Annotated in this window: 18 protein-coding genes; 17 read left to right on the top strand and 1 reads right to left on the bottom strand. The window is 32.8% G+C overall.

Annotated elements, in window-relative coordinates; genetic code table 11:
- Positions 1-38: 38 nt before the first annotated feature.
- Positions 39-482 carry an N-acetyltransferase gene (locus SBL15_RS00090; RefSeq protein ID WP_107613261.1) on the bottom strand — a complete coding sequence of 148 codons (444 nt, stop codon included), beginning with the start codon at positions 480-482 and terminating at the stop codon, positions 39-41.
- A gap of 190 nt (positions 483-672) precedes the next feature.
- On the opposite strand from SBL15_RS00090, the gene bshC reads away from it, so the two are divergent.
- The 17 genes from bshC to ileS all read left to right on the top strand — a co-directional run bounded on the left by bshC (position 673) and on the right by ileS (position 20,498).
- Positions 673-2,286, top strand: coding sequence for a bacillithiol biosynthesis cysteine-adding enzyme BshC (gene bshC, locus SBL15_RS00085; protein WP_317954758.1), 1,614 nt, complete (start codon positions 673-675; stop codon positions 2,284-2,286).
- 140 nt (positions 2,287-2,426) lie between these two features.
- Positions 2,427-2,858 (top strand): division/cell wall cluster transcriptional repressor MraZ, encoded by a 432-nt coding sequence (gene mraZ, locus SBL15_RS00080; RefSeq protein ID WP_011276022.1) that lies wholly within the window; start codon positions 2,427-2,429, stop codon positions 2,856-2,858.
- Positions 2,859-2,872: 14 nt separating this feature from the next.
- On the top strand, positions 2,873-3,808 hold the full coding sequence (gene rsmH / locus SBL15_RS00075; protein WP_107611888.1) for a 16S rRNA (cytosine(1402)-N(4))-methyltransferase RsmH: 936 nt from the start codon (positions 2,873-2,875) through the stop codon (positions 3,806-3,808).
- Positions 3,809-3,821: 13 nt separating this feature from the next.
- The gene (gene ftsL / locus SBL15_RS00070) at positions 3,822-4,223 is read left to right on the top strand and encodes a cell division protein FtsL (RefSeq protein ID WP_016930703.1); all 402 of its coding nucleotides are present in this window, start codon (positions 3,822-3,824) and stop codon (positions 4,221-4,223) included.
- Positions 4,204-6,522, top strand: a complete 2,319-nt coding sequence (locus tag SBL15_RS00065; RefSeq protein WP_107613257.1) for a penicillin-binding protein — start codon at positions 4,204-4,206, stop codon at positions 6,520-6,522. Before ftsL ends, SBL15_RS00065 begins: the two co-directional genes overlap by 20 nt.
- 291 nt (positions 6,523-6,813) lie before the next feature.
- Positions 6,814-7,779, top strand: a complete 966-nt coding sequence (mraY, locus tag SBL15_RS00060) for a phospho-N-acetylmuramoyl-pentapeptide-transferase (protein WP_317954756.1) — start codon at positions 6,814-6,816, stop codon at positions 7,777-7,779.
- A 1-nt stretch (position 7,780) separates the two neighbouring features.
- Entirely contained in the window at positions 7,781-9,130 is a 1,350-nt protein-coding gene (gene murD, locus SBL15_RS00055) for a UDP-N-acetylmuramoyl-L-alanine--D-glutamate ligase (RefSeq protein WP_107613256.1), read from the top strand.
- 15 nt (positions 9,131-9,145) lie between these two features.
- Positions 9,146-10,474 (top strand): cell division protein FtsQ/DivIB, encoded by a 1,329-nt coding sequence (locus SBL15_RS00050; RefSeq protein WP_317954753.1) that lies wholly within the window; start codon positions 9,146-9,148, stop codon positions 10,472-10,474.
- 103 nt (positions 10,475-10,577) lie between these two features.
- The gene (gene ftsA / locus SBL15_RS00045) at positions 10,578-12,014 is read left to right on the top strand and encodes a cell division protein FtsA (protein ID WP_317954751.1); all 1,437 of its coding nucleotides are present in this window, start codon (positions 10,578-10,580) and stop codon (positions 12,012-12,014) included.
- Between the two features lie 29 nt (positions 12,015-12,043).
- A complete protein-coding gene (ftsZ, locus tag SBL15_RS00040) occupies positions 12,044-13,225 on the top strand; it encodes a cell division protein FtsZ (protein ID WP_011276014.1) in 1,182 nt (393 codons plus the stop codon).
- A gap of 232 nt (positions 13,226-13,457) precedes the next feature.
- Positions 13,458-14,249 carry a peptidoglycan editing factor PgeF gene (gene pgeF, locus SBL15_RS00035; RefSeq protein WP_107611894.1) on the top strand — a complete coding sequence of 264 codons (792 nt, stop codon included), beginning with the start codon at positions 13,458-13,460 and terminating at the stop codon, positions 14,247-14,249.
- A 98-nt stretch (positions 14,250-14,347) separates the two neighbouring features.
- Positions 14,348-15,016 carry a YggS family pyridoxal phosphate-dependent enzyme gene (locus SBL15_RS00030; protein ID WP_107611895.1) on the top strand — a complete coding sequence of 223 codons (669 nt, stop codon included), beginning with the start codon at positions 14,348-14,350 and terminating at the stop codon, positions 15,014-15,016.
- Positions 15,017-15,027: 11 nt separating this feature from the next.
- A complete protein-coding gene (locus SBL15_RS00025) occupies positions 15,028-15,621 on the top strand; it encodes a cell division protein SepF (RefSeq protein WP_107611896.1) in 594 nt (197 codons plus the stop codon).
- A 12-nt stretch (positions 15,622-15,633) separates the two neighbouring features.
- Positions 15,634-15,924: a YggT family protein gene (locus tag SBL15_RS00020; RefSeq protein ID WP_011276010.1), complete on the top strand. Its 291-nt coding sequence runs from the start codon at positions 15,634-15,636 to the stop codon at positions 15,922-15,924.
- A gap of 41 nt (positions 15,925-15,965) precedes the next feature.
- Positions 15,966-16,787, top strand: a complete 822-nt coding sequence (locus SBL15_RS00015) for an RNA-binding protein (RefSeq protein WP_202111982.1) — start codon at positions 15,966-15,968, stop codon at positions 16,785-16,787.
- Between the two features lie 42 nt (positions 16,788-16,829).
- Entirely contained in the window at positions 16,830-17,522 is a 693-nt protein-coding gene (locus tag SBL15_RS00010) for a DivIVA domain-containing protein (RefSeq protein ID WP_107611897.1), read from the top strand.
- A 225-nt stretch (positions 17,523-17,747) separates the two neighbouring features.
- Positions 17,748-20,498: an isoleucine--tRNA ligase gene (gene ileS / locus SBL15_RS00005; protein WP_317954748.1), complete on the top strand. Its 2,751-nt coding sequence runs from the start codon at positions 17,748-17,750 to the stop codon at positions 20,496-20,498.
- Positions 20,499-20,833 lie beyond the last annotated feature (335 nt).

Here is a 20,833-nt window from a genome sequence, read left to right as displayed (position 1 = left end):
ATTTTTATCACTCCATAGCTTTTCCATATTCTATTTAATTATTTAGGAGACCATACGAGTACATCATGACCTTCAGGATTTTTAGCGTGTACATCCTCAAAATCTTGATTCATTAAAAATTCTTTAGAATTTTGACGTGCAATGGCTTTGATAGGCATATGATAAGATTTTGCATAATCAATAAGTGACTGACCGTACCCTTTATTTTTATAGTTATCTAAAACTTCTAGTTTCCAAAGTAGTAAATAATCATCGAATTCTGGGAAGTAAATTTCTTCAACGTCACCCTTTTTTAGTAAAGCCATTCGGGCAACAAGGTTTTCACCGTGAAAGATGCCATAGAATGGTGATTCAGAACTGGCATCGATCATTTGGCCTTGTAGTTCTTCAACCATGTATAAATCTTTGTTACCGAATTCTCTAAAAGCTTCAAACAATTCGTCTGTTTTATAATTAATTTCAAGATGTTTTACTTCACTCATTTGCGTTATCCCCCTTATTTCTTTTGTTATATTATAACTTAAATAATATGTAAATTTCATTCAATTGTATTTTTAGGACGAAAGGGTAAATTTCACTTCAAAAATTACAAATTTTTAAGCCGTTAAATTGTCATACAATGCTATAATCTTTATACTATATGAGTAATAGCTATGTTGAAGGAGTATAGATATGGACTGTCGAGTAACTCATTTTAAAGAAAAAGATTCATTTATTTCAAAATTAAAAGAAAGTGATAAAAGTTTATTAGAATTTTATCAATATAACCCAGTTGAGACAGCTAGTTTCACGACTAGGATGAAACGTCCTAATAATGGTAGAGAAAAACAATTAGCACAAATCATTAAAGACTATATGGCCGATTTGAAATTAACTACTTCTCAGCTAGAGCATATTGAGGCGCTTGAACAAGGAGCTAAAGTAGTTATTGGAGGTCAACAAGCAGGATTGTTTGGGGGACCTTTATACACTTTCCATAAAATTCTTTCGATAGTAACGTTAAGTAGTCAACTAACTAAAGAATACGGTGAAACGGTTGTTCCTGTGTTTTGGATTGCTGGAGAGGATCATGATTTTGATGAAGTGAATCATACGTATGTTTATAATGCGAATGAGGCGCAATTAAAGAAAGTAAAGTACCATACAATGACGCCTCCAGAAACAAATGTTTCAAGATATACTCCTGATAAGGAAGCTATGCTTAATGCATTAAATCTTTTCTTCGAAGAATTAAAAGAAACTAAACATTCTAAACCTTTATATAAATTATGCGTGGAAATTATTAATGAGTTTGATACTTGGTCTGATATATTTAAGGCTTTATTGCATGCGGTCTTTAAAGAACACGGTGTGCTACTCATCGATGCACAGAACGATAAGCTTAGACAACTTGAAAAGCCATTACTCAAACAAATAGTAAATAATCATTCTAAAATTAATCAAGTATTCAGACAAACACAAGAGCAAACCATTGCATCGGGATTAACACAAATGGTACAGACAGATACTAATGTACATTTGTTCCTTCATGAGGATGGTATGCGTCAATTAATATCAAAAGAAGATAATCATTTTAAATTAAGTAAATCTGATATTACTTACTCTGAAGAGGAATTAATTGAATTAATAGAGACAGAGCCGGAGCGTTTCTCAAACAACGTCGTTACGAGACCAGTCATGGAAGAATGGTTATTTAATACAGTAGCATTCATAGGTGGTCCAAGTGAAATTAAATATTGGGCAGAACTAAATAATGTATTCAAATTACTTAATGTAGAAATGCCGATCGTTCTTCCACGTATGAAGATGACATATATGATGGAAAGAACACAAAAACTACTTAAACAATACAGCCTAAATGTTGAAAAAGTTATTCAAAATGGTATCGATGATGACAAAAATGAATTTGTACGTGAAAAAGCTTCCAATACGTTTATACAACAAGTAGAAGAATTGAAAGCAAAACATAAAAATGTGTATCAACAATTATTAAATGAAGTTAAGGAAAATCAAGATAATTTAAATTTAGTAACTAAAAATGAAGAAATTCATAATAAACAATTTGATTATTTATTGAAACGCTATTTGTTAAATATTGAACGTGAGAATGATATTAGTATGAGACAATTTAGAGAATTGGATTTAGTATTACATCCTCACCACGGATTACAAGAAAGAATCTGGAATCCACTACAAATTATGAATGATTTTGGGATTGATGTGTTTAGTCCCTCCACTTTCCCACCACTTGAATATACATTTGATCAAATCATCATTAAACCTTAATAAATCAAGCTTTAGACCTATTTTATCGAATGATAAAATAGGTTTTTTTGTATAAAAAAAAGAATTTTAAGATATTTTACAGAATTAGTGGAGGATAGTGGGGATATGTGGTAAATTATAAATAAGGTGAGGTGATAATAATGTTCATGGGAGAATACGAACATCAACTTGATGCTAAAGGACGTATGATAATTCCATCTAAGTTTAGATATGACTTAAACGAACGTTTTATTATCACGCGAGGCCTTGATAAATGTTTATTCGGTTACACACTTGAAGAGTGGCAACAAATAGAAGAAAAAATGAAAACCTTACCTATGACAAAGAAAGACGCACGTAAGTTTATGCGTATGTTCTTCTCAGGTGCCATCGAAGTAGAATTGGATAAGCAAGGGCGTATTAACATTCCTCAAAATTTGAGGAAGTACGCTAGTTTAACTAAAGAATGTACAGTAATAGGTGTTTCAAATCGAATTGAAATTTGGGATAGAGAAACTTGGAATGATTTTTATGATGAATCTGAAGAGAGTTTCGAAGATATTGCTGAAGATTTAATAGATTTTGATTTTTAATGGAGGAATAAGTCGTGTTTCATCATATTAGCGTTATGCTTAACGAAACAATTGATTATTTAGACATCAAAGAAGATGGTATTTACGTAGACTGTACGCTTGGTGGCGCGGGTCATGCACTCTATTTATTAAATCAATTAAACGATGACGGTAGATTAATTGCGATTGATCAAGACACTACAGCATTAGATAATGCTAAAGAAGTATTGAAAGATCATCTACATAAAGTCACGTTCGTACATAGTAACTTTAGAGAATTAACTGACATTTTAAAAAACTTAAACATTGAAAAGGTAGACGGAATTTATTATGACTTAGGCGTTTCTAGTCCACAGTTGGATGTTCCAGAGCGAGGATTTAGTTATCATCATGATGCTAAACTTGATATGAGAATGGATCAAACGCAGCAACTTAGCGCATACGAAGTAGTCAATCAATGGCCATATGAAGCACTTGTGAAGATTTTTTATCGCTATGGTGAAGAAAAATTTTCTAAACAAATAGCGAGACGAATCGAAGCACATCGTGAACATCAGCCTATCGAAACTACATTAGAGCTAGTTGACATCATTAAAGAAGGCATTCCTGCTAAAGCTCGAAGAAAAGGTGGTCATCCTGCAAAACGTGTATTTCAAGCTATACGTATTGCTGTTAATGACGAATTATCTGCATTCGAAGATTCAATTGAGCAGGCAATCGAGCTTGTAAAAGTTGGAGGCAGAATTTCAGTAATCACTTTCCACTCTTTAGAAGACAGATTATGCAAACAGATGTTTCAAGAGTATGAAAATGGTCCTGATGTGCCTAGAGGATTACCAATTATTCCTGAAGCTTACACACCTAAACTCAAGAGAGTAAATCGCAAACCAATTACGGCAACGGATACAGATTTGGATGAAAATAACAGAGCGCGCAGTGCAAAATTACGTGTTGCAGAAATTTTAAAATAAGGAGTAATTGACGATGGCTGTAGAAGAAATATATGAACCATATGAAGACGTCCAGCACAATAGTATACCGAAACAACAACCTCAATCGGAACCACAAACAAGAACTGTTACTAAGAAGGTTGTAGTTCAACTCACAAGATTTGAGAAATACTTATACATAACACTTGTTACTGCAATTGCAGTTATTGCTATTTATATGCTATCTTTAAAAATGGATGCGTATGATACGAATGGAAAGATTGCAGATTTAGACTCCAAAATTGAACAACAATCAAGTGAAAATAGCGCAATTCAATCTGAAATTAAAAAAAGTTCTTCTTACCAACGCATTTACGACAAGGCTAAAGCACAAGGTATGAGCCTAAATAACGACAATGTAAAGGTAGTGCGTACAAATGGCGAAGCGAAAAATTAAAATTAGAAAAAATAAATTAGGAGCAGTCCTCCTTGTTGGTATATTCGGACTGCTCTTTTTTATATTGGTTTTAAGATATTCATATATTATGATCACAGGGCATTCTGATGGACAAGATTTAGTAATGCGAGCGAATGAAAAATATTTAGTTCAAAACAATGAACAAGCTGAACGAGGCAAGATTTATGATAGAAACGGTAAAATTCTTGCCGAAGATGTCGAAAGATATAAAGTTGTAGCGGTAGTCGATAAGAGCGCAGGTAAAAGTGGAGACAAACCTCGCTATGTAGAGGATAAAAAGAAGACTGCTAAAGAACTTTCTAAAATTATAGACATGAAACCGGAAGAAATTGAAAAACGACTTAATCAGAAAAAAGCATTCCAAGTGGAATTTGGTCAAAAAGGAACTAATTTAACTTATCAAGATAAACAGAAACTGGAAAAAATGGACTTACCAGGTATTACACTATATCCAGAAACTGAACGCTTTTATCCAAATGGTAATTTTGCGTCTCACTTAATAGGAATGGCACAAAAAAATCCAGATACAGGCGAATTAAAAGGTGCACTTGGTGTTGAAAAAATCTTTGATAGTTATTTAAGTGGAACTAAAGGTGCATTATCTTATATACAAGATATTTGGGGATATATTGCTCCAAATACTAAAAATGAAAAATCACCTAAACGTGGTGATGATGTTCATTTAACAATTGATTCAAATATTCAAGTATTCGTTGAGGAAGCATTGGATGATATGGTTAAGAGATATCAACCAAAAGATTTATTTGCTGTTGTCATGGATGCTAAAACAGGTGAAATCTTAGCATTCAGTCAACGTCCTACGTTTAATCCTGAGACAGGTGAAGATTTCGGGAAAAAATGGGCGAATGATTTATATCAAAATACGTATGAACCAGGTTCTACTTTTAAATCATTTGGTTTAGCGGCAGCTATACAGGAAGGTAAGTTTGATCCTAAGAAAAAATATGAGTCTGGACATCGTGATATCATGGGTTCTAGAATTTCCGACTGGAATAAAACTGGTTGGGGCGAAATTCCAATGTCATTAGGCTTTACTTATTCTTCAAATACACTGATGATGCACTTACAAGACTTAGTAGGTGCTGACAAAATGAAATCATGGTACGAAAGATTTGGTTTTAGCAAACCAACTGGTGGTCTGTTTGATGGTGAAGCAGAAGGTAATATTGCTTGGTCGAATGAATTACAACAAAAAACGTCAGCATTCGGGCAATCAACAACTGTTACGCCGGTACAAATGATTCAGGCACAATCTGCTTTCTTTAATAAAGGGAATATGCTTAAACCATGGTTTGTGGATAGTATTAAAAATCCAATTTCCAAAAAGACATTCTATCAAGGCAAAAAAGAAATTGCTGGCAAACCAATTACTGCTTCTACCGCAAGTAAAGTGGAAACAGAATTAGATAAAGTAGTTAATAGTAAGAAGAGTCATGCGATGAATTATAGAGTAGATGGTTATGATATTGAAGGTAAGACAGGTACTGCCCAAGTGGCGGATGAAAAGAGCGGCGGATATGTTAAGGGTGAAAATCCATACTTTGTAAGTTTCATTGGTGATGCGCCTAAGAAAAATCCTGAAGTTATTGTTTATGCCGGTATGAGCTTAGCTCAAAAGAATGATCAAGAAGCTTATGAAATGGGTGTAAGTAAGGCTTTCAAACCAATTATGGAAAATACACTTAAATATTTAAATGTAGGTTCTAAAAAAGATGAAACTAAATCTGCACAATATTCAAAAGTACCAAATGTAACTGGACAATCTACTGATAAAGCAAAAGAAAGTTTGAAATCTGAAGATTTACAAGCAACCGTTATTGGTAATGGAGATAACGTCAAATCTCAATCAATTAAAGCCAATAAAAAATTATTGCCTAATAGTAAGGTGCTCTTATTAACTGATGGTGATATTACAATGCCAAATATGAAAGGTTGGACAAAAGATGATGTACTTGCCTTCCAAGAATTAACTGGCATTAACGTTACAACTAAAGGTAGTGGCTATGTAACAAAACAATCGGTTAACATTGGAACTACATTAAAAGACAATAGTAAGGTTGAAATTGAATTATCTCCAGAAGATCCTGACGATACATCGACGAATACGAATGACAATGAGACAGCATCAAATGACTCTTCTAATAAAGATGAAGCCAGTTCTTCTTCAGACGATAAGGAAAAAGACAATAAGAATGATACTTCAAGCTCTTCTGAACAAGAACAACAGACAAACAATAGTCAAGATTCTAACGAGTAATTATAATTTGACTTGAAAAAGTAGATGATAAGTTATGAGAATTGAATGAACGTCTAAAAGTTGTGACAAGCACAGTGAGTATAGGTTACAAAATAAAACTTTAGTAGCAAATATAAGTGAAGGGGTGGTTATATCATTCCCTTCTTAGCTCGTGTTACTTCGAAGGACGTCATTCGATCTCATACAAATTTTAAATGAATTTACTTTAAAATATTGATAAAATGAACGAGATATTATCAATTAATAAACTCAGAAGACAAAACTAAAATTAAATATATAAAGGAGACAATTATGCTTTTTATACTTGCGGTAATCGCACTATTAATTACTTTTATCTTAGTACCTATTTTAATTCCAGCGCTTAAGCGAATGAAATTTGGACAAAGCATTCGTGAAGAAGGTCCACAAAGCCATATGAAAAAAACAGGCACACCGACAATGGGTGGTTTGACTTTTCTAATTAGTATTATCATTACCTCAATTTTTGCAATTTTCTTTGTAGATAATTCAAATCCAATCATTTTATTATTATTTGTGACAATTGGTTTTGGTTTAATAGGTTTTATTGATGATTACATCATCGTAGTTAAGAAAAACAACCAAGGTTTAACAAGTAAGCAGAAATTTTTAGCACAAATTGCAATTGCAGTTGTATTCTTTTTACTAAGTGATGTTTTCCATCTTGTAGAATTTTCAACTAATCTAAACATACCTTTTACAAATATTAGTATTCCATTATCTTTTGCATATGTGATTTTTATTGTTTTTTGGCAAGTTGGATTCTCAAATGCTGTGAATTTAACAGATGGTTTAGATGGTTTAGCAACAGGATTATCAATCATTGGTTTTACAATGTACGCCATTATGAGCTTTGTTTTAGATTCACCAGCAATTGGAGCATTTTGTATTATAATGATTTTTGCATTATTAGGATTTTTACCGTATAACCTTAATCCTGCAAAGGTATTTATGGGAGACACTGGTAGTTTAGCTTTAGGTGGAATTTTCGCAACGATATCAATTATGCTAAATCAAGAATTATCATTGTTACTAATTGGACTAGTATTTGTAATTGAAACAGCTTCAGTTATGTTGCAAGTTGCTTCATATAAACTTACAAAAAAGCGTATTTTTAAGATGAGCCCGATTCATCATCACTTTGAATTAAGTGGTTGGGGAGAATGGAAAGTAGTGACAGTGTTCTGGACAGCAGGTTTAATTTCAGGATTAATCGGATTATGGATAGGAGTGCATTAGCATGCTCAATTATACAGGATTAGAAAATAAAGATGTTCTTGTAGTAGGACTAGCCAAAAGCGGATATGAAGCAGCTAAATTATTAATCAAATTAGGTGCCAATGTGACTGTAAATGATGGCAAAGACTTGTCACAAGATCCTCATGCCAAGGATTTAGAGGCGCTAGGAGTTAAAATAGTTGATGGTGGACATCCTTTATCACTGTTAGATAATGAGCCAATTATAGTAAAAAATCCTGGTATTCCTTATACAGTTTCTATAATTCAGGAAGCATATCAGCGACATTTAAAAATATTAACTGAAGTAGAATTAAGTTATTTAATATCAGAAGCACCGATTATAGCTGTAACTGGAACTAATGGTAAAACAACTACGACTTCTTTAATTGGCGATATGTTTAAGAAAAGTAGATTGACTGGGAGACTCTCTGGAAATATAGGCTATGTAGCATCTAAAGTAGCACAAGAAACCTCACCTAATGAATATCTAATAACTGAATTATCTTCATTCCAATTATTAGGTGTAGAGCAATATCGTCCGCATATTGCGATTATCACAAATATATATTCTGCTCATCTAGATTATCACGAAACACTTGAAAACTATCAAAACGCAAAGAAACAGATTTACAAAAATCAAACAGAAAATGATTACCTAATATGTAATTATCATCAAAGACATTTAATTGAGTCTGAAAATTTGAAAGCTAAAACATTGTATTTCTCTACTCAACAAGAAGTAGACGGTATTTATATTGAAGATGGGTTTATTGTTTACAAAGGAATAAGAATCATTAATATAGATGATTTAGTATTACCTGGGGAACATAATTTAGAAAATATTCTAGCTGCAGTATTAGCTTCAATCTTAGCTGGTGTTCCAATAAAAGCAATTATAGATAGTTTAACGACATTCTCTGGTATAGATCACAGATTACAATATATAGGTACAAATCGCACTAACAAGTATTACAATGACTCTAAAGCTACAAACACACTTGCTACACAATTTGCATTAAATTCATTCAAGCAACCAATAGTTTGGTTATGTGGTGGCTTAGATCGTGGTAATGATTTCGATGAATTAATACCTTATATGAAGAATGTACGTGTCATGGTTGTTTTTGGTCAAACTCAAGAAAAATTTGCTAAGCTTGGCAATAGTCAAGGTAAGTTAGTGGTGAAAGCTACAGATATTGAAGACGCTGTTAAAAAGGTACAAGATGTAGTCGAACCGAATGACGTTGTCTTACTATCACCTGCATGTGCAAGTTGGGATCAATATAAAACATTTGAAGAACGTGGTGAAAGATTTATAGAAAGTTTCCGTGCCCACTTACCATCTTATTAAAGGTTGTGAAATCAAGTGAAAGATAAACGACGTAAAGATAATAAGGTGAGCTCGATTCAAAGTCTTATTGAAAAAAGAAATCGAGAATTAAACAATGAAGAACACCTTTCAAATCATGATGCTAATCATAAGGATAAGAATAAAATTTCCACAGATGACGCTCAATTGTATAAAATTAATAAGCCTAATGAGACCTCTAAACAACAAGATCAAAATCAATCAATAGATGAAGATAACTTTAATAATCAATCCAATGAATCCGAACAATTGGAACAAAATGAAGCAATTGAACAATCTAACGAAACATCTGATGAAGATGCTCAAAGCGTTGAAAGTACAAAAACGAATGATAGTCACAGACTCTCCACTAATTCTAGTGAAAACACATATAAGCTATCTATTAAAGATAGAGTTAAAGAGTTCAATGACAATCGTAAAAGAAAAAAACATGCCAAGAGTACACAATTTGATCATTTATCACCACAAGAGAGAAAAGAACAATTAAGAATTCAGCGAAGGAAGCGTCAAAAAAGAATTCAGTATATTATCATTACACTTTTAGTATTATTAATAATTTTATTTTTACTCTACATGTTTACACCACTAAGTAGAATTCCTAATATTAAAATTAGTGGAAATAACAATGTGAGTAACAGTCAAGTTGAAAAAGCTTTGGATGTAAAAGATAATTCAAGAATGTATACCTATAGTAAACGTAAAGGTATTCAAAATCTGAAGAAGAATGATTTAATAAAAGACGTGAAAATTAAAAAGCAATTACCGAATACGTTGAAAGTGCAAATAACTGAAAATCAAGTTGTGGGTGTTGTTAAAGAAAAGAATAAATATGTGCCAATTATAGAAGGAAATCAAGAATTGAAAAACTTTGATGGTAATATTGCCGGAAGTGGACCTATTTTAGAAGGATTTAAAGGTGAAGAAAAAAGCAACATGATTAAATCTTTATCTAAGATGTCCCCAGACATTAGAGATATGATTTCAGAAATTAAGTACGCACCTAAGCAAAATAACCCTAATCGAATTCTTTTATATATGCAAGATGATATGCAAGTAGTTGGCAACATAAAAACGATTGCTAATAAAATTAAATATTATCCTCAAATGTCACAATCTTTATCAAAAGACGACTCTGGTAACTTGAAAACCCAAGGTTATATAGATTTATCTGTAGGTGCATCATTTATACCGTATAATGAAAACAGTAGCGGAGATTCAAAATTCGATCAAAATGTTCGTCAAAAATCACAACAAGAAACTGATGCAAAAGATGAGTTACAAAGCGCTTTAAATAAAATTAACGAACAATCAGATTCAAATAATTAAAAAATTTCGATATTAATATGTGTTTATAGTTCACAAGCCTTACGACGTATTGTAAACTAAACATAGTGTATTTTAATAGTAATTTGTCAGGAGGTGCCTATCTATGGAGGAACATTACTATGTAAGCATAGATATTGGTTCATCAAGTGTAAAAACAATAGTAGGCGAAAAATTTCACAATGGAATAAATGTGATAGGTACAGGACAAACCTACACTAGCGGTATCAAGAACGGATTAATTGATGATTTCGACATTGCTAAACAAGCAGTTAAAGATACAATTAAAAAAGCTTCTATCGCATCAGGTGTAGACATTAAAGAAGTTTTCTTAAAATTACCTATCATAGGTACTGAAGTATATGATGAAGCAAATGAAATTGATTTTTATGAAGATACTGAAATAAACGGCACACACATTGAAGAAGTGCTAGAAGGTATTCGTCAAAAAAATGATGTAGCGGATACTGATGTAATTGATGTATTCCCTATTCGTTTTATTGTGGATGGGGATAATGAAGTATCAGACCCTAAAGAATTGATTGCTAGACACTCATTAAGAGTTGAAGCAGGAGTTATTGCAATTCATAAATCTATCTTAATCAACATGATTAAATGTGTAGAATCATGTGGCGTAGATGTTTTAGATGTTTATTCAGATGCTTATAATTACGGCTCAATTCTTACAGCTACTGAAAAAGAATTAGGAGCATGTGTAATAGATATTGGTGAAGATTTAACTCAAATTGCCTTTTATGAGCGTGGAGAATTAGTAGACGCTGATTCAATTGAATTATCAGGTCGCGATATTACTGATGATATTGCTGAAGAACTAAATACTACATATGAAACGGCTGAAAAGATTAAACATCAATATGGTCATGCTTATGCTAATTCTGCATCAGATCAAGATGTATTTAGTGTAGATCAAGTAGACAGTGATGAATTAGTTGAATATACTCAAAAAGATTTAAGTGCTGTAATTGAGAGAACAATGCAAGATATCTTTGATGAGGTGTTTGATGTATTAGTTGACTTAGGATTAACTAGAGTGAACGGTGGTTTCATTGTAACTGGCGGTTCTTCAAACTTATTAGGAGTTAAAGAATTACTTAATACGATGGTAAATGAAAAGATTAGAGTTCATACACCGTCACAAATGGGTATCAGAAAGCCAGAATTTACATCAGCTATTTCTACTATATCTAGTAGCATCACTTTTGATGAGTTGCTCGATTATGTTACAATGAGTTATCAAGATAATGATGAGTTTGAAGAAGAAGTTATTGAAGATAACGAGAGAGAACATACTTCTAAATCAGGTGGATTTGACTGGTTTAAACGTAAGTCAAATAAAAATGAAGATACTTATGAAGAAGACTACAACGAACCACATGAAAGAACAGATAAAGTAGACGACTATGATAAGTATGATAGCAACGAAAGTCATCACGATACGACAGAACATTATGATGATGATCAAGAGCAACCTCAAAAAGAAGAGGGCAAATTTAAAAAACTTATGAAATCTCTATTTGAATGATGGGCCAAAAAGACTAGGAGGAAATATAAATGTTAGAATTTGAACAAGGATTTAATCATTTAGCGACATTAAAAGTCATCGGTGTAGGTGGCGGTGGTAACAACGCTGTTAACCGTATGATCGACCATGGCATGAACAATGTAGAATTTATTGCAATTAATACAGACGGACAAGCTTTAAACTTATCTAAAGCAGAATCTAAAATCCAAATTGGTGAGAAATTAACACGCGGACTTGGTGCTGGTGCAAATCCAGAAATTGGTAAAAAAGCAGCTGAAGAGTCACGTGAACAAATTGAAGATGCAATCCAAGGTGCAGATATGGTATTCGTAACTGCTGGTATGGGTGGCGGTACTGGTACAGGTGCTGCACCAGTAGTAGCTAAGATTGCTAAAGAAATGGGAGCATTAACTGTTGGTGTAGTAACACGTCCATTCGGTTTTGAAGGACGTAAACGTTCAACTCAAGCAGCAGCTGGTGTTGAATCTATGAAAGCAGCAGTTGATACACTAATTGTTATCCCTAACGATCGCTTATTAGATATCGTTGATAAATCAACTCCAATGATGGAAGCATTTAAAGAAGCAGACAATGTATTACGTCAAGGTGTTCAAGGTATCTCTGACTTAATCGCTGTATCAGGTGAAGTAAACTTAGACTTTGCTGACGTTAAAACAATTATGTCTAACCAAGGTTCTGCTTTAATGGGTATTGGTGTCTCTTCTGGAGAGAACAGAGCAGTTGAAGCAGCTAAAAAAGCAATTTCATCACCATTACTTGAAACTTCAATCGTTGGTGCTCAAGGTGTGTTAATGAACATCACTGGTGGGGAATCACTATCATTATTTGAAGCTCAAGAAGCGGCTGACATCGTGCAAGATGCTGCAGATGAAGATGTAAATATGATCTTTGGTACAGTTATCAATCCTGAACTACAAGATGAAATCGTAGTAACTGTAATTGCTACTGGTTTTGAAGATAAACCAACTTCACAAGGACGTAAAGCTTCAAGTACTGGTTTCGGAACAAGTGCAACTTCAAGCACTTCAACACAAACAAGTACGCCAAGAGAAGAATCATTCTCTCAAAGCTCATCAAGCTCTCGTTCTTCTGAAAGTGTATCAGAAAGAAGTCATACTACTAAAGATGACGATATTCCTAGCTTTATCAGAAATAGAGAAGAAAGACGTTCTAGAAGAACTAGACGTTAATTGAAAATAAGTTTTGTCTATATTTCGTTGTATGATTAAGTGTATTTATCGTCTTAATCATTCCTAATTGGGAGTAGAACGGCGAATTCACTTGTGGATTCATGTTCGCTCCCTTTTTTATTTACTTTCAAGTAAAGTGAAGATTGTTATATAATATATCTATATTCAATTTTAGAGTAAGGTTTTTAGAAATCGACAAAAATAAAACTTTTAATTAAGGTGGTTTGATCTCGTGTCAGAGAAATTTGTAAAGTATCCCCATCACTTGAAATATGAATCTCAAGACTTGAAGCATGTTAAATTAGGATTCACTACAAGAGAAGGTGGCTATAGTCTATATCCAGAATCATCATTCAATATGGCAAGATATGTGGATGATAATCCTGAAAATATTACTAAACACCAAGAAATGTTGGCGGACGCGATTGGGTTTGAAAGAGCACAATGGGTATTTCCAATTCAAACTCATGAAAATCGAGTAATGGAAATTTCGCAAAGTCATCGTGGAACTAACATCGATACATTAACAGATGATATGTATGGTATTGATGGGATTTATACATATGACCCTGATACGTTATTAACGATGTGCTACGCTGATTGTGTACCAGTTTATTTCTATAGTGAAAAACATCACTATGTAGGATTAGCACATGCTGGCTGGCGAGGTACATATGGTCAAATTGTTAGTGAAATGTTAAAGCAAATTGATTTTGATTATAATGATCTAAAGATTGTAATTGGACCATCTACTTCAACTACATATGAAATAAACGATGATATTAAAACGAAGTTTGAAACATTACCAATTAATGTTAAAGATTATATTGAAACTCGTGGAGAGAATCGACATGGTATTGATTTAAAACGTGCTAATGCGCTATTACTTAATCATTATGGTGTACCATTCGAAAACATATATATAACTGATTATGCTACATCAGAGGATTTATCACTTTTCTTTTCATATCGAGTTGAAAAAGGTCAAACAGGTAGAATGTTGGCCTTTATAGGCCAAAAATAATCTCATTAGATTAGTCATATAAATAATAAATATTTAAATGCATATGTATTTATTAGTGATAACTAAACTTAACAAATGGTGAAGAGGTTGAGTAGAATATGGATGTAAAACAAAATTTAAGAAACATTGAAAGTGAAATACAATCACATTTTAAAAATAGTGAAGCGTCTACCTTGCCAAACGTGATTGCAGTAACAAAATATGTTACAATAGACCGTGCTAAAGAAGCTTATGATGCTGGCCTTAGACATTTTGGTGAAAATAGATTAGAAGGCTTTTTAGAGAAGAAATCTGCTTTGCCAAACGATGTTACTATGCACTTTATAGGTTCTTTACAATCTAGAAAAGTAAAAGAAGTCATTAACGAAATTGATTACCTACATGCACTAGATAGACTTAGTTTAGCTAAGGAAATTAATAAAAGAGCGGATCATGAGATTGCCTGCTTCATACAAGTCAATGTCTCAGGAGAAGAATCTAAACATGGTATTGCTTTAAATGAAGTTAATCACTTTATAGAACAAATTGAACAATATGATAAAATAAAAATTGTTGGATTAATGACAATGGCACCTTATATAGAAGACACTACATATATTCGACAGTTATTTAAACAATTACGAGTAAAACGAGATGAAATCAAAAACCTTAATTTAGATTATGCACCATGCGACTATTTATCTATGGGAATGAGTAATGATTATGCAATTGCTGTAGAAGAAGGTGCTTCATTTATAAGAATTGGGACTAAACTTGTAGGAGAATAGGAGTGAGCCCCGTGGCTATTAAAGATTTATTTAATAATTTTTTTCTAATGGATGATGAAGAAGAAGTAGAAAGCCCTGAAGAGCGACAACGTCGTGTAGTTCAGAATGAAGAAAATGAAACAAATAATGTTCAACAGAATCAACCGCAACAATCAGAACGTTCATATAGTAATCAAAGTAAATTGAAAACAGTACCACAAAAGAAAACAACAAGAAATTATAACTCAGAAGAAAGGAATGTGCGTATGAATCAACCGCCATCAAAGTCAAACGGCAAAAATGTTGTTACAATGAATCAAACGTCGCAAGGTTATAGTGGTTATGAAAGTTCAAAAATGTGCTTATTCGAGCCACGAGTATTTTCAGATACACAAGATATCGCGGATGAATTAAAAAACCGTCGTGCTACTTTAGTGAATTTACAACGTATTGATAAAATTTCAGCTAAACGCATTATTGATTTCTTAAGTGGAACAGTTTATGCAATTGGTGGAGATATTCAACGTGTAGGTACTGACATATTCCTTTGTACACCTGATAATGTAGAAGTTGCGGGAAGTATTACAGATCATATTGAACAAATGGAATCGCAACACTACGAATAAGGAGAACGTTATATGGATGTAGGTTTACTAGCTACCATTTTTAATTTTATAATTTTTCTAGTTCAAATATATTACTTTGGAATGATTATTTATTTCTTTACATCTTGGGTACCTAATATTAGAGAATCTAAGTTCGGTGAAATACTAGGTAAATTATATGAACCATTTTTAGAACCATTTAGAAAGATTATTCCTCCAATAGGGATGATTGATATTTCTTCACTTGTAGCTTTGTTTGTACTTGTATTATTCCAAGCTGGTTTAAGAAGTATCTTTAATATGATAATAGTTCATTTAATGTAATAATATATGATGTTTAAGAGGCTGAGACAATACATGAGAGGTTGTTTCAACCTCTTTTATCATTTAATTTAGAATCAGAGAGGTGTAAGATAATCGATATTTATCAGCATTTTAGAGACGAAGAGCAAGGGTTAATAGATCAATTAATAGATAAGTGTGATCAAGTTGAAAAGCAGTATGCGCCAATTCTGACAAATTTTCTCGATCCGAGAGGACAATATATACTTGAAGTCATAACAGGCAGTTATGAAGATATGAAAGTGACTTTTTTTGGTGGGGATAACGCAGAGAGAAAACGAGGTCTCATTGCCCCTAATTATTTTGAACCTGGGGAAGCTGACTTTGAAGAAGTATTAATTCAAATCAACTATCCAGAGAAGTTTGTTAATATACAACATCAACATGTCCTAGGAACACTTATGTCATTAGGAATAGAAAGGGAACAAGTTGGTGATATTATTGTCGGCGACAGTATTCAATTTGTTTTGACAAAGCAATTAGAATCGTATATTATGTTGGAATTAACAAAGATAAAAGGTGCTACAGTTAAACTTAATTCTATTCCATTTAAAGATATGATACAATCAGTAGAGAATTGGAAAATTCAAGGTAGTACTGTAAGTGCATTGAGATTAGACGTCGTTTTAAAGGAAATGATTCATAAATCTCGAACAATAGCGAAACAATTAATTGAAAAGAAGCGTGTGAAAGTTAATCACACAATTATTGATTCACCAGATTTTCAAGTTCAAACTAATGATTTATTATCTATTCAAGGATTTGGAAGAGCTCAAATCATTGATATAGGTGGTAGGACTAAAAAAGACAAAATACACATAAATTATCGAACGCTATTTAAGTAATAAATATAAGTCAATTTAATGTTGATTTAAGGAGGATGTAGGATGCCTTTTACACCTAGTGAAATTAAAAATAAAGAATTTACAAAAGTGAAAAATGGTTTAGAACCAGCTGAAGTAAGTGATTACTTAAATCAATTAAGTAATGAAATTGAACGTTTAAAAGAAGAAAAAAAACAGCTTGAAAAAGTAATTGAAGAGAGAGATACTAATATTAAATCTTATCAACAAGTTCATCAATCAGTAAGTGATGCTCTTGTTCAAGCTCAACAAGCTGGAGAAGAGACTAAATTGGCTGCTAATAAAGAAGCTGAAGCTGTTATTAGTAAAGCTCAAGCACAAGCAGATTTAATTGTTAATGACGCTATCGAAAAAGCACGTCATTTATCATTCCAAACTGAAGATATGAAACGTCAATCTAAAATATTCAGATCACGTTTCCGCATGCTAGTTGAAGCTCAATTAGATTTACTTAAAAATGATGATTGGGATTATTTATTAAACTATGATATCGATGCAGAAAAAGTCACACAAGAAAATTTCCAACATTTAAATAGCCAAGACATTACACCTGAAGAACAACTTAGCGCTCAATCTCAACAATCTGAAAGTGTGCTTGCAAGCGAGAGAAATAACAGTACATCAAATTCACTAAGTACAAGTGACTCAACTAGTACAAGTGAGAACGTTACTTCACAATCAAGCGTGAGTCAAAGCGAATCAACATCAAATAAATAATTGTTATAAAATAAGTCAGACAAGTAGGAGATAATAAACTTTTCACAGCGAATTAGGGTTGGTGTAAGCCTAATAAAAGTCTATCTCTTATATCACTGATTTTTACAAAGTAATATTATATATGAGAGAACTCTAAGTTGAGTTAACAAGGGTGGTACCGCGGTAATTCCGTCCCTTTTTAATTGAACTTAGAGTTCTTTTTACATTTAAGGAGTGAAATCAATTATGAACTATAAAGATACTTTATTAATGCCAAAGACTGACTTTCCTATGCGTGGTGGATTGCCAAATAAAGAACCGCAAATCCAAGAACAATGGGAAGCTAACAATCAATACCAAAAAGCATTAGAAAAAAATAAAGGTAACCAATCTTACATCTTACATGATGGACCACCGTATGCGAATGGTAATTTGCATATGGGGCATGCGTTAAACAAAATCATTAAGGATATTATTGTACGTTATAAAACGATGCAAGGTTTTTACGCACCATACGTTCCAGGTTGGGATACACATGGCTTACCAATTGAACAAGCTTTGACTAAAAAGGGCGTAGATCGCAAAAAAATGTCAATTGCTGAATTTAGAGAAAAATGTAAGGAATTTGCGTTAGAACAAATTGAATTACAAAAGAAAGATTTCAAACGCCTTGGTGTACGAGGAGACTTTAATGATCCTTATATCACGCTTAAACCTGAATATGAAGCTGCTCAAATTCGTTTATTTGGTGAGATGGCGGATAAAGGATTAATTTATAAAGGTAAGAAACCAGTTTATTGGTCACCGTCAAGTGAATCATCTTTAGCTGAAGCTGAAATTGAATATCATGATAAACGTTCTGCATCTATCTATGTAGCATTTGACGTGAAAGATACTAAAGGTGTAGTAGATGAGGATGCTCAATTCATTATTTGGACAACTACTTCATGGACTATTCCATCTAACGTAGCGATTACAGTTCATCCTGATTTAAAATATGGTCAATATAATGTGAATGGCAAGAAATATATTATCGCACAAGCATTATCTGAAGATGTAGCAGAAGCTTTAGAATGGGATAAAGATGCCATTCAATTAGAAAAAGAATTTACAGGTAAAGAGTTAGAGTATGTTGAAGCGCAACATCCTTTCTTAGATAGAATCTCACTTGTAATTAATGGTAATCATGTTACAACTGATGCTGGTACAGGTTGTGTTCATACCGCTCCTGGTCATGGTGAAGATGACTATATCGTTGGTCAAAAATATGATTTACCAGTTATTAGTCCTTTAGATGATAAAGGTGTGTTTACTGAAGAAGGTGGACAATTTGAAGGTATGTTTTATGATAAAGCTAACAAAGCAGTTACTGATTTATTAACTGAAAAAGACGCTTTATTAAAACTAAACTTTATTACACATAGTTACCCTCATGATTGGCGTACTAAGAAACCAGTTATTTTCCGTGCTACACCACAATGGTTTGCCTCAATTAATAAAGTAAGACAAAATATTTTAGATGCTATTGAAGAAACAGATTTCAAAGTGGATTGGGGTAAAACACGTATTTACAATATGATCCGTGATCGTGGAGAATGGGTTATTTCTCGTCAACGTGTATGGGGAGTTCCATTACCTGTATTCTATGCCGAGAATGGCGATATCATTATGACGAAAGAAACAGTTAACCACGTAGCTGATTTATTTGAAGAGCATGGTTCAAATATTTGGTTTGAAAAAGAAGCAAAAGACTTATTACCTGAAGGCTTTACACACCCTGGTAGTCCAAATGGTACTTTCACAAAAGAAATGGACATTATGGATGTTTGGTTTGACTCTGGTTCATCACATCGTGGTGTATTAGAAAATCGTCCAGAATTAAGTTTCCCAGCTAATTTATACTTTGAAGGTAGTGACCAATATCGTGGTTGGTTTAACTCTTCAATTACAACTGCTGTAGCAACTAGAGGTCAAGCACCTTATAAATTCTTATTATCACACGGCTTTGTAATGGACGGAGAAGGTAAGAAAATGAGTAAATCACTAGGTAATGTTATTGTTCCTGACCAAGTTGTAAAACAAAAAGGTGCTGACATTGCACGTTTATGGGTAAGCAGTACTGATTATTTAGCAGACGTTCGTATTTCGGATGAAATCTTAAAACAAACTTCTGATGTTTATCGTAAAATTAGAAATACTTTAAGATTTATGCTTGGTAATATTAATGATTTTAATCCTGATACTGATGCAATTCCTGAAGCAGAATTACTTGAAGTCGATCGTTATTTACTAAATCGTTTACGTGAGTTTACTGCTAGCACAATTGAACATTATGATAACTTTGATTATTTAAATATTTATCAAGAAGTACAAAACTTTATTAATGTTGAATTGAGTAATTTCTACTTAGATTACGGTAAAGATATTCTTTATATTGAAGAGAAAAACGCGCATAAACGTCGTAGTATGCAAACTGTTCTATACCAAATCTTAGTTGATATGACTAAATTATTAGCACCTATTTTAGTTCACACAGCTGAAGAAGTTTGGACACACACACCACATGTAAAAGAAGAAAGTGTTCATTTAGCTGACATGCCTAAGGTAGTTGAAGTTGATCAAGCATTGCTTGACAAATGGAATCAATTCATGGCATTACGTGATGATGTAAACCGTGCGTTAGAAGTTGCACGTAATAATAAAGTTATTGGTAAGTCTCTTGAAGCTAAAGTTGTAATTGGTAATAACGACAACTTTAAAGCTGCAGAGTTCTTACAACAATTTGAAGATTTACAACAATTATTCATTGTTTCACAAGTTGAAGTTTCAGATTCTGTAGACAATGCAGAGGCTTATCAACATGGTGATATTAGAATTGACCATGCAGTAGGTGAAAAATGTGAAAGATGTTGGAACTATACTGAAGAATTAGGTTCAGTAGGTGAATTAGAACACTTATGTCCAAGATGCCAAGAAGTAGTTAAAACTTTAGTTTAATAAATATATTTTTGAAAACACATGGGACATAAATAATATAATAATCCTATTTTGCAATTTATTGTAGCTGACTGAACTGATAAAACGCTTAAATCAAGCTTTTCTTAGTTCTAGTCATCCTTGTGGGCGGGCCCTAACGAAGAAAATTTCATAAAAAAATTCTACAAGCAAAGCAAGTTGGGAGTTGGACAACGAATTTGAGAAGAATTCAGTCCGACTCCCTTCCTACGATTAGTCAAGCATTTACAAATAAAATAAGCATTACTTAACTAAACCGTTCAATTTTAATTTTTTGAATAAGGTGTTAAACTGTATTTGATTGTACGTTTGGCTAA

The organism is Staphylococcus sp. NWU MKU2 (assembly GCF_033283605.1).
Taxonomy (GTDB): Bacteria; Bacillota; Bacilli; order Staphylococcales; family Staphylococcaceae; genus Staphylococcus; species Staphylococcus haemolyticus.
Note: the sequence above shows the minus strand (reverse complement) of the source record. Positions and strands in the feature narration are given on the sequence as shown.

Coding starts and splice junctions, on each gene's coding strand:
- SBL15_RS00090 (WP_107613261.1), bottom strand. CDS start 482: ATGAGTGAAGTAAAACATCTTGAAATTAATTATAAAACAGACGAATTG.
- bshC (WP_317954758.1), top strand. CDS start 673: ATGGACTGTCGAGTAACTCATTTTAAAGAAAAAGATTCATTTATTTCA.
- mraZ (WP_011276022.1), top strand. CDS start 2,427: ATGTTCATGGGAGAATACGAACATCAACTTGATGCTAAAGGACGTATG.
- ftsL (WP_016930703.1), top strand. CDS start 3,822: ATGGCTGTAGAAGAAATATATGAACCATATGAAGACGTCCAGCACAAT.
- SBL15_RS00065 (WP_107613257.1), top strand. CDS start 4,204: ATGGCGAAGCGAAAAATTAAAATTAGAAAAAATAAATTAGGAGCAGTC.
- mraY (WP_317954756.1), top strand. CDS start 6,814: ATGCTTTTTATACTTGCGGTAATCGCACTATTAATTACTTTTATCTTA.
- murD (WP_107613256.1), top strand. CDS start 7,781: ATGCTCAATTATACAGGATTAGAAAATAAAGATGTTCTTGTAGTAGGA.
- ftsA (WP_317954751.1), top strand. CDS start 10,578: ATGGAGGAACATTACTATGTAAGCATAGATATTGGTTCATCAAGTGTA.
- ftsZ (WP_011276014.1), top strand. CDS start 12,044: ATGTTAGAATTTGAACAAGGATTTAATCATTTAGCGACATTAAAAGTC.
- SBL15_RS00030 (WP_107611895.1), top strand. CDS start 14,348: ATGGATGTAAAACAAAATTTAAGAAACATTGAAAGTGAAATACAATCA.
- SBL15_RS00020 (WP_011276010.1), top strand. CDS start 15,634: ATGGATGTAGGTTTACTAGCTACCATTTTTAATTTTATAATTTTTCTA.
- SBL15_RS00010 (WP_107611897.1), top strand. CDS start 16,830: ATGCCTTTTACACCTAGTGAAATTAAAAATAAAGAATTTACAAAAGTG.
- ileS (WP_317954748.1), top strand. CDS start 17,748: ATGAACTATAAAGATACTTTATTAATGCCAAAGACTGACTTTCCTATG.